Origin of the sequence: Hyphomicrobium sp., from assembly GCF_003987855.1 — a bacterium.
GTDB lineage: Bacteria > Pseudomonadota > Alphaproteobacteria > Rhizobiales > Hyphomicrobiaceae > Hyphomicrobium_B.
In genome coordinates this window covers 331,282-340,373 of record NZ_RXIZ01000007.1, presented here as the reverse complement: position 1 = coordinate 340,373, position 9,092 = coordinate 331,282, and the positions used below count along the sequence as shown (strand labels likewise).

Genomic DNA, 9,092 nt, shown 5'->3' with positions numbered 1-9,092 from the left:
TTTGTTCGCTGGTCGCGCATGAAATCGATTATCGAGACGGCACCCGATCTTGCCCTCGGCGCGCCGACCATCGGTTGGCTGCGCGCCGCACTGCGAAGCTGTGCGATGCTCTCGCGGCCGGATTATCCGAAGTACGTGTGTGTGCCGATGCTGCTGTTTGCAGCGGGCGCCGATCACGTCGTCTCATCGCAAGCGATAGAGGACTTCGCAGTTGACCTCAAATCGGGCGGGCATTTCCTGATGCAGGGATCACGTCACGAAATCCTGCAGGAAACCGACGCGATCCGTCAGCGGTTCTGGGCCGCTTTCGATGCCTACATGGGGATCGAAGTGATGCCGTCGGAAACGATCTAGAGCTTATTTATCAGCGCTAGGACGTCTTCGTGGAGGCGTGGGTCGCCGGTCGCTATAATGTCGCCACCAGACGCTGGGTTGCCGCCTGTCCAAGTCGTGATGACCCCACCCGCGCGTTCGATGATCGGGATAATCGCGACGATGTCGTAGGCCTTCAGTCCGGATTCGATGATGATATCGACGAAGCCTGAGGCGAGCAGACAGTAGCCGTAGCAGTCGCCGCCATAGCGCGTGAGACGCGCTTTCGCCTTTAAAGCGGTCAATGCCGCTGATTGCTCCGGACTTTCGAACAAGTCGGGATGGGTCGAGGTCAGAACTGCGTCTTCGATCCGCGTGCATTCGCGGGTCTTGATACGAACGGGCCGCGCGCCACGCATGCTGTGATAGGCGGACTTATCACCGGACCAGAACCGCTCTCCCGTGAAGGGTTGATCGACCAGGCCAAAGACGGGTTCATCGTTCTTGAGCACGCCGATCAGCGTTCCCCATAGGGGTGAGCCGATGATGAAAGAGCGCGTACCGTCGATCGGATCGATCACCCACTTGAACGGGCTTGTGCCCGGTTTGGAGCCGAACTCTTCGCCAACGATGCCATGATCGGGAAATTTGGTCGCCAGCGCTTGGACGATGGCCTTCTCGGCGCCTCTGTCCGCCTTGGTGACGGGATCGAAAGCGCCGGCGCCAGCTTTGTTTTCCACAGGCATGGGCTTGCGGAAATGCTTGAGGATAACGGAGCCGGAAATATCTGCCAGCTCCTGGGCCACGCGGTTGATGGCTTGGAATTCCGCCGCGGGTAAGGTTCCCGGCACACGCTCACCTTGCGATTTCAAAGCTTTGCCTCATCTCCACGGAGCGTTGCTTAACACCTCCGCCGAGAGCAATGGTGATTTAGATACACAATAGTAACGCAAGTTGTGGCGGGTCGGATACAGCCTGTACCCAATGTGCTAATGCAATACGCGTTGAGATTGCGATGCGGCGCGAAGCAGATCATCGTTGGCTTGCGATCGCGTTGACACGCTTCATCGCTTTCGTAGCCCAATTTGGGCGTTTCCTCCCTAGACTTGGGCCGTTCGGCTTACGAACGGCCTTTCTTTATTGAAGCCCTTCCTCGCGCCTGAGTTGCGCTCGACACTCTCCCTCCAAGACCAAAAACAAGCCGAGCATTTTAGGTGAGACTGGTATGCGCAAATCGCATTTGCTGGTGATGCGCTGCACCTTTAATTTTTGCAGTGCGATATGTGAGCTCCGCTCGCGCTTCGCAGCCCTCCTTGGGCGTTTCCTCCCTAGACTTGGGCCGTTCGTGAAATTCGGACGGCCCTTTTTCTATGGTGAATCGTCCGGCGCTGATCAGGCTATTCGGCGGCGGCTCGATAATCGAGCAGCGCCGGTATTTCGCGAAGCAGGCTCGATACGATATCGATCAGAGCCGATGCGAGCAGCGGGTAGCCCGAGTTCTCCTCGAACGTCATCTCGTTGATATAGAGACCGCGATTGATCTCGAGTTGGATCGCGTGCGTACCGCGGGCAGGGCGGCCATGGTGCTCGGTGATATAGCCTCCCGCGTAGGGCCGGTTCAACTGCACCTTGAAGCCGCGACGCTGAAATTCGTCGCGCACGAGCAGCGTCAGACGGGGATCGGCAGATGCGCCGAAGCGGTCGCCGATGACAATGTCAGGGCGCTGGGCACCTCCAGGCGCCATCGCTGTCGAGGGCATGGAATGGCAATCGACGAGAACGGCGTGGCCGAATGTCTCTCGTGTTTGCGCGACCAGCCGCGAAAGCTCGGCGTGAAATGGAAAGTAAAGCTGCTCGATTCGCTTCAGCACGCTGGATAGGGTCAATCGAGAGGGATAGATCTCCTCGCCGTCGGCGACGATGCGGGCCACCGTTCCAAGGCCACCGGCGACGCGGATCGATTGGGTGTTGGCGTGGGCGGGGATGGGCTCGCTGACAAGTTCCGGGTCGAGCTCGTAGGGCTCGCGGTTGAGGTCGAGATAGGCGCGTGGAAACCGCGCGCTGATGAGCGGCGCGCCAAGGCTCGCCACCGGGCGGAACAGCTTGTCGACGAAACAATCCTCGGAACGCCGCAACGTCTTGGGGTCGAGCCGCGAGATGGCCAGGAACTCAGGTGGATAGAGGCGGCCAGAGTGGGGTGATGAAAAAACGAACGGGACCGTCTGCGTGCGAGGAGCCAGCACATCATAAGACGGGAAGAATGCGCTCGGGACCTGGTGGGCTTTGTCGTCGTGCATAGGCAGGCGGTTTCTCGTTCAGGTCCTGGCGGAAAATGGTTGATGGCGAGCCAAGTCACATTGCCAACGGTGCTGCCCGAAGTCCACGTTAGACTTAAGGCACGGTTCGGATTGCGCCTAGCTTACGCCGCCGATTAATTCAGCAGCGGTAAACGCTCATGCCGCCATGATCGTTCTGCGAGAGTGTCCACAGTTTCATGCTCCGTTTACCCAAGTTGAGCCAAGTTTGCGTTGGATGAGATATGGGGTAGTTTCTCGTCCACGGGGCCTTCCACATTCAGAGTAGCCATGACTGCCAAGCCATCTAGCCTGCCGATCCGTCGCATCCTTCTCGCCGAGGATGACGACTCCATGCGCGGCTTCCTCGTCAAAGCGCTCGAAAAAGCGAACTACGAGGTGGTGGCGTTCGAGAACGGGGAGGAAGCGTTCGAACGACTCAAGACGGAGCCGTTCACGTTGCTTCTGACCGATATCGTCATGCCGAAAATGGACGGCATCGAATTGGCCCGGCGGGCGAGCGAGATCGATCCGGATCTCAAGATCATGTTCATCACCGGCTTTGCGGCCGTCGTCCTCAATAGCGAGAACCAGCCGCCGAAAGATGCGCGCGTTCTTTCCAAGCCCTTCCATCTCAAGGACTTGGTGAAGGAAGTGGACCGGCTGCTCGATGTGTGACGCGGCCTTTCGGCGATAATCTGCGATTTGCGGCGTTCGGGGCTTGACCTTGGCCTCGCTAACCCTCTAGAAGCTCGCTTCTTCCGGGCACTTAGCTCAGCGGTAGAGCACTACCTTGACATGGTAGGGGTCAGAGGTTCGATCCCTCTAGTGCCCACCATCGAAGCCTTTGGCTTTCGATGGTATGTAGCCGGTCGATAATCCGTGTTTGCTTCGCTCCATCCGCGCTTAGCATTGGCGAGCGGTGGCGAGGTTTTCCTCGCTCAAAAATCCATGACGACGTCCGGAAATGCGGTTCTGATCTTTTCGATATCTTCCTGGTAGACGTCGCCGAGCCGGCGTCGTTCTTCCGAGGAAAAGGGTTGGAACTTGGATTTCCCGTCGGCTTCACTGCGGATTCTCTCGACAATAGATTTGCGTTCGGCAGGTGACATTCCTGGGTGCAGCGATTCCAGCTCCGCGACGGCTTCGGCTGACGGGGTTCGCGTACGGTTCGGAATCGGGACGGGTTTGTCGTTCGAAAGGCTGGCGCCGCAAAATGCACCCAAGACCTTAGCCTCGTGACGCACGTAATCCTCAAACCTCCAAATCTTCAGATTCGCGGAGGGGACTTCCCGCCTCACACGAGAAACCAGTTCGAACCAAGATGGAGGAGACGACAGCGCCTTGACCCGAATGGGTTCAAAGCTCGGCTTAGTTGAACACCTCGAAGCGCGATCCTTGAGCGTCTGCACATAGGCCGCGGGCAGTATTTCATCGAAACGCCGGACCGACAGAAACAGCGTCACTTTCGAAGCGCGCGCAATCGCTTCGAGTAGCGACAACCTGTCGGTCGCGTCGGCATAGAGCCGGTCGCATAGAAGGCCTTCAGATCCTCCGATCAGGTTTTCTTCGGAAAGGACAACGATTGGAGGTCCCTGCATCAGGGCACCAAGAGTGCGTTCGAAGGCCCGTCTGCCGACAAACCCATAAAAGGGAAATCGGCGGTGCGGCCGGAGGACATACTTTCCCAGTCGAGCTGATCGGACACTCTGATGCGGAATGAAGTCGATGCCCGCCTCCAGAAGCTCGGAACGGTGCAGGGCCAGGGTTGCTTGAAAATGCGTTGTTGCCGTCTTGTGGGCACCGATGTGGAGCCGCCACTCCCTGGGTCTGGGCATTACTTCAGCCTTCGAACACAAATGACTATGGTGGGCGCCGCGTGGCATAGGCCGAATGGCATAGTAACCGGCTGATCACGAGAATCTACTGGATGCCACGCGTGCGGCGGCAAAGGTGGCGTGCGAGCCGCCGGTCATCGGCCCGATGGGGCGGGCGAAACGCTCACTCCCGCGACTTTTCGGTCGATGGGCCTTGTTTTTCCGGCTTCGCACCGGTAAAAGCCCGGCTTCCGTCTCAATCTGATGGCGAGGCATCGAGGGGCCTTTTCCTCCGCGTGCCGCCAACTTCAACCGGTGTCGTTATGAAAGTTAGAAATTCCTTGAAGTCCTTGCGCTCGCGGCACCGCGATAACCGCGTCGTGCGCCGTAAGGGCCGCGTGTACGTGATCAACAAGACCCATCGCCGTTTCAAGGCTCGCCAGGGCTAAGGCGACGCGCTTCCGCGTGACGTTAACGCGAATTCACGAGAGTCTTTTTGACCTGCCAGATGGCCTCGATTAACGTCGCGGCCATGATGGTTCCTGCGCGGCTTTTCATTGCTTTTCTGGTGCTGGCAGGCGGCGCGACGATCGCGGCCGCTGACGATGAGCTTTTAAAGACTCAGCCGTTCCCGGAACAACCTAGTCCCACCCCGCCTTCACGTCCGGAACTGCCCCGTGCCACCAAGCGGCCGCCCGTTGCGCCGTCGCCGGGGGCCGCGGCACAGCAGAAGGGGCCGCCCGGCATGATGGGTTTGCCGTGGCCCAAGACGCCCGAAGAGGTCTCGAAAACTCTCGACAATCTCTATGCCTATCTCGCGACCGAAGGCGACCATCGTCAGGCGGGAGAGATCGGAGCGGCGGTCGAGCGCCTTTGGCGGCTCGAGGGTGGGGATACCGTCAATCTTCTCATCGACCGGGCGGAAGTGTTCTCATCGAAGAATGAGAACGATAAGGCGCTGCCGTTCCTGGATGCGGCTGTCGAACTCGCGCCACAATACGCAGAGGCCTGGAGCCATCGCGCCTACGTCGAATACCGGATGAACAATTATGCGGCGGCGCTCGGCGATTTGCGGCGCGCGCTTGCGCTCGAGCCCAACCATTTCCGTGCCCTCGACGGCATGGCGAAAATTCTGGTGCAGATGGGCGAGAAGAAGGCCGCCTTGGAGGTCTACAATCAGTTGCTCAAGGTGCACCCGAACATCGAAGGCGGTGAGACCGCGCGCGATGAACTAAAAAAGGAAGTCGAGGGGCGGGGCATTTGAACGGCTTACCCTGTCGGTACGCCGCGATCGCTCGCCGCAAATCTCAGAATAATCTCGCCTAAAGGCGGACTAAACTTCTTCTGCGATCGGCGCGCCGGAATCGTCGACGAAGGCGATGCGGATCATGTTCGTGGCGCCCGGGCTTCCGAGCGGAATGCCTGCCGTAATCAAGATGCCTTCGCGCGCTTTGACGAGGCCTTCCTCGAAGGCGATTCTGCATGCCTTGCGCACCATGTGCGAAAGATTTTCCGGATCACCGGTCAGGATCGTGTGAACGCCCCACACGAGCGCGAGACGGCGTGCGGTCGATTCAACCGGCGTTAGGCCGATCACCGGGATGCCGGGACGTTCGCGGGTGACACGCAAGACGGTCGATCCCGTCGCCGTGTAACAGACGATTGCGCCGAGGCGCACGGTATCGGCGATGGCGGAAGCGGCGGCCGCAATCGCGTCGGCGCCCGTTGGTTGCGGCTCGGTTTGTGTCGCGTACAGCATCGGTTCGTAAACCGGATCGTGCTCCACTTCGCGCGCGATCTTGTCCATCATCTGTATGGCGTCGACGGGATACTGGCCGACCGCGCTTTCGGCAGAAAGCATGATGGCGTCCGCGCCGTCGAACACGGCCGTCGCGACGTCGGAGACTTCCGCACGGGTGGGCATCGGCGAGGAGATCATGCTTTCGAGCATTTGGGTCGCCACGATCACTGGCTTGCCGGCAGCGCGCGACAGACGCGTGATCTTCTTCTGGATGCCTGGAACCTTTTCGACGGGCATTTCAACGCCGAGATCGCCGCGCGCGACCATGATGCCATCGGAAGCCGCGATCACCTCTTCGAGGGCGGCGACCGCGGATGGCTTTTCGATCTTGGAGAGAATGGCGGCACGATTGCCAATTAGCCGGCGAACTTCGTGGACGTCTTCGGCGCGCTGGACGAACGATAATGCGACCCAATCGACGCCGAGTTTCAAGGCATGAGCGAGATCGTCCTTGTCCTTATCGGTCAACGGACTGATTGGCAGCAGCGTGTCAGGCATCGAGATGCCCTTGCGGCTCGCGAGCATGCCGCCGGTCGTGACCTCTGCCTTGATCTGGACGGGAGAGGCCTCGATCACGCGCATGCGCAGCTTGCCATCATCGAGCACCAGATTATGGCCAGGTTCGATGGCATCGAAGATCTGAGGATGCGGGAGGTAGACCCGCTGGTCTGTGCCGAGGGTCTCGTCGCGATCGAATTTGAAGATCGCGCCGGTCGGGACATTCACGCGGCCGGCATCGAAATTGCCGACACGGAACTTTGGCCCCTGCAAGTCGGCGAGAATGCCGATGGGGTGCCGGTGACGGGCGGCGCAGGCCCGCACGGTATTGTAGAGCGCCTTGGAGCCATCGTGGGTGGAATGGCTCATGTTGATGCGGAAGACGTCCACACCTGCAATGAACAGCCGCTCGACCATTTCCGGCGCAGCCGACGCAGGACCAAGCGTCGCTACGATCTTGACCCGGCGATTACGTCTCATTTGTCAGCTTTTCCTTGACCCGGGTCGGTGAGGCGAACGGTCCACTCCTTCGCCTCGCCAGTATCTACTTCAAAAAATCCGGTGCGCTTATATCCGCGTTTCACGCAATCCTGAACCCCCCGGATGGCGAAGGACTTTTCTGTCGTGCACATGTCGTTCTTGCCGCCCCATTCGCCGCCGCGATCGTAGTCGACCGCATGGACGTAAACGAAGCGGCTGGGCAATCCGCCCTTCAAGAGTGTCTCGCATGTTTGGGATGCGATGTTCCACCAACCTTCGGTGGCCCAGCCCGTCGTATCCTGATAGCCGATGGCAACGCCCACTCTGCTCGAGGTCGCATTGCAGAGTTTCAGGTCGGCATGGGCAGCGGCCGTAAAGAGACAGAGGAAGAACGGCGCTGCGGCGTATCCGGCAATCACGCGCGGGATCAAGCGGGATGGCAAAGTCCGAGGCTCCAAGTCTCGATGGGGAGGAAGGTGCTCATGCCCGTCCGCTTGCCGCGATCTTCAAGTTTACGGATCGACCAAGACGACCCGGAAATCGTTGACGTTGGTTTGGGTCGGGCCACACAGGATTAGATCGCCGAGAGGCCGGAAGAAACCCGTGGAGTCGTTGTTCTCCAGGAACTTGGCCGCATTGAGATTTTGTGCCGCAGCTCGCGCCAGCGTGTCGGGAAACACCATGGCGCCCGCGGGGTCGCCCGCATGACCACCGCCACCGTCGATGCCATCCGTGTCGCCGGCCAGTCCGGCAACTCCGGGTGCGCCGCCAAGAGCGATCGCCAGCCCGAGCGCGTATTCCTGGTTCGGGCCACCCGAGCCGTTGCCGCGAACGGTGACCGTCAACTCGCCACCGGACATGATGGCAACCTTCTCACCATTACGCTTCGCGTCGAGCGCCATCTCGGCGTGTTTGCGCGCAACTTCGCGCGCCTCGCCTTCGAGGTCGTCTCCCAAGGTGATAACACGATAACCGAGATCGCGGGCGATGGCAGCTGCGGCCTCTATGGAAGCGCGAGGCGCGGCAACGATCTGATAGGCCGAATTGGCCAGCTTGGGATCGCCTGCCTTGAGTGTTTCATTCTTCGGATCGTCGAGGGCCTTCGCGATTTCCGGCGACGGAGTGATGTTCCACTTCGCGAGCACTGCGCGCGCATCGGCAAGCGTCGAACGGTCCGCAACAGTCGGGCCGGATCCGATCTCATCGGGATTGTCGCCCGGCACGTCGGAAATGGCGAGTGTCAGAAGGCGAGCGGGGTAGACGGCAGCGGCGAGCTTGCCACCTTTCACCTCCGACAGGTGCTTGCGCACGCAATTCATCTCCGAGATCGGCGCGCCAGATTTCAGCAGCTGCTTGGTGAGCGACTGCTTGGCCTCGAAGCTAACGCCTGGCACTGGCGCCGCCCAGATCGCCGACGCACCTCCCGACAGCAGGCAAAGCACCAAGTCGTTTGGTCCCGCGCTCTTGGCCAGCGCGATCGCGCGTTCGGCGCCGACGATCGAATTCGCATCGGGGACGGGGTGGCCCGCCTCCAGGATTTCGATGATCTTCGTCGGTAGACCGAAGCCGTGGCGCGTTGAGATGAGACCCGAGACTTTATCGGCTTCCCCCGTCGAGATGTAATGTTCTTCGGCTGCAACCGCCATTGCGGCTGACCCTTTACCCGCACCTATGATGATGATGCGCCCGCCGTCCGGCACCTTTGGCAGGTGCGAGGGCAAGGCAACGGCGGGGTGCGCCGTTCGATAGGCGGTTTCGAACAGCGTGCTCAAAATCTCGCGAACGCCGCCGTTCGTGCCGTCTTTCATAGCGTCTCCCTGGCCCACGCCTGGTTGTTATGTCGTTATTCTGCGGTCTGGTTTGCGCAAAGCCCCTTCGCGCGTCAAGGCA

General features: G+C 60.1%; 10 protein-coding genes and 1 tRNA gene. 5 read left to right on the top strand and 6 right to left on the bottom strand.

Annotated elements, in window-relative coordinates; all coding sequences use genetic code 11:
* Nucleotides 1–354: alpha/beta hydrolase (locus tag EKK30_RS07005; RefSeq protein ID WP_290982314.1), on the top strand; the 354-nt coding region annotated here is incomplete at its 5' end.
* On the opposite strand, the gene hisN is transcribed toward EKK30_RS07005, so the two are convergent.
* Complete coding sequence (hisN, locus tag EKK30_RS07000) at nucleotides 351–1,184, bottom strand: histidinol-phosphatase (RefSeq protein ID WP_290982311.1); 834 nt, start codon at nucleotides 1,182–1,184, stop codon at nucleotides 351–353. The two genes, EKK30_RS07005 and hisN, sit on opposite strands and share 4 nt — an antisense overlap.
* Before the next feature lie 525 nt (nucleotides 1,185–1,709).
* Nucleotides 1,710–2,609: an N-formylglutamate amidohydrolase gene (locus EKK30_RS06995; RefSeq protein ID WP_290982308.1), complete on the bottom strand. Its 900-nt coding sequence runs from the start codon at nucleotides 2,607–2,609 to the stop codon at nucleotides 1,710–1,712.
* A gap of 288 nt (nucleotides 2,610–2,897) precedes the next feature.
* Here EKK30_RS06995 and cpdR point away from each other — a divergent pair, with 288 nt between their 5' ends.
* Nucleotides 2,898–3,284 (top strand): cell cycle two-component system response regulator CpdR, encoded by a 387-nt coding sequence (gene cpdR / locus EKK30_RS06990; RefSeq protein WP_290982305.1) that lies wholly within the window; start codon nucleotides 2,898–2,900, stop codon nucleotides 3,282–3,284.
* Nucleotides 3,285–3,369: 85 nt separating this feature from the next.
* Nucleotides 3,370–3,444 (top strand) — tRNA-Val (locus EKK30_RS06985).
* Between the two features lie 103 nt (nucleotides 3,445–3,547).
* Here EKK30_RS06985 and EKK30_RS06980 read toward each other — a convergent pair.
* Nucleotides 3,548–4,207: a hypothetical protein gene (locus EKK30_RS06980; RefSeq protein WP_290982302.1), complete on the bottom strand. Its 660-nt coding sequence runs from the start codon at nucleotides 4,205–4,207 to the stop codon at nucleotides 3,548–3,550.
* Between the two features lie 539 nt (nucleotides 4,208–4,746).
* Here EKK30_RS06980 and ykgO point away from each other — a divergent pair.
* Nucleotides 4,747–4,872 carry a type B 50S ribosomal protein L36 gene (ykgO, locus tag EKK30_RS06975; RefSeq protein WP_013216601.1) on the top strand — a complete coding sequence of 42 codons (126 nt, stop codon included), beginning with the start codon at nucleotides 4,747–4,749 and terminating at the stop codon, nucleotides 4,870–4,872.
* A gap of 59 nt (nucleotides 4,873–4,931) precedes the next feature.
* Nucleotides 4,932–5,687, top strand: a complete 756-nt coding sequence (locus EKK30_RS06970; RefSeq protein ID WP_290982292.1) for a tetratricopeptide repeat protein — start codon at nucleotides 4,932–4,934, stop codon at nucleotides 5,685–5,687.
* A gap of 69 nt (nucleotides 5,688–5,756) precedes the next feature.
* On the opposite strand, the gene pyk is transcribed toward EKK30_RS06970, so the two are convergent.
* The 3 genes from pyk to EKK30_RS06955 form a co-directional block, all read right to left on the bottom strand.
* Complete coding sequence (gene pyk, locus EKK30_RS06965; protein ID WP_290982289.1) at nucleotides 5,757–7,202, bottom strand: pyruvate kinase; 1,446 nt, start codon at nucleotides 7,200–7,202, stop codon at nucleotides 5,757–5,759.
* Nucleotides 7,199–7,621, bottom strand: a complete 423-nt coding sequence (locus EKK30_RS06960; protein WP_290982532.1) for a DUF1036 domain-containing protein — start codon at nucleotides 7,619–7,621, stop codon at nucleotides 7,199–7,201. Before EKK30_RS06960 ends, pyk begins: the two co-directional genes overlap by 4 nt.
* 93 nt (nucleotides 7,622–7,714) lie before the next feature.
* Complete coding sequence (locus tag EKK30_RS06955; RefSeq protein WP_290982286.1) at nucleotides 7,715–9,010, bottom strand: DUF4147 domain-containing protein; 1,296 nt, start codon at nucleotides 9,008–9,010, stop codon at nucleotides 7,715–7,717.
* Between the last annotated feature and the right edge of the window lie 82 nt (nucleotides 9,011–9,092).

Excerpts from the sequence above, each read along its gene's own strand:
- ykgO (WP_013216601.1), top strand. The coding sequence starts at position 4,747 with ATGAAAGTTAGAAATTCCTTGAAGTCCTTGCGCTCGCGGCACCGCGAT.
- EKK30_RS06955 (WP_290982286.1), bottom strand. The coding sequence starts at position 9,010 with ATGAAAGACGGCACGAACGGCGGCGTTCGCGAGATTTTGAGCACGCTG.
- EKK30_RS06995 (WP_290982308.1), bottom strand. The coding sequence starts at position 2,609 with ATGCACGACGACAAAGCCCACCAGGTCCCGAGCGCATTCTTCCCGTCT.
- pyk (WP_290982289.1), bottom strand. The coding sequence starts at position 7,202 with ATGAGACGTAATCGCCGGGTCAAGATCGTAGCGACGCTTGGTCCTGCG.
- cpdR (WP_290982305.1), top strand. The coding sequence starts at position 2,898 with ATGACTGCCAAGCCATCTAGCCTGCCGATCCGTCGCATCCTTCTCGCC.
- EKK30_RS06980 (WP_290982302.1), bottom strand. The coding sequence starts at position 4,207 with ATGCAGGGACCTCCAATCGTTGTCCTTTCCGAAGAAAACCTGATCGGA.
- EKK30_RS06970 (WP_290982292.1), top strand. The coding sequence starts at position 4,932 with ATGGCCTCGATTAACGTCGCGGCCATGATGGTTCCTGCGCGGCTTTTC.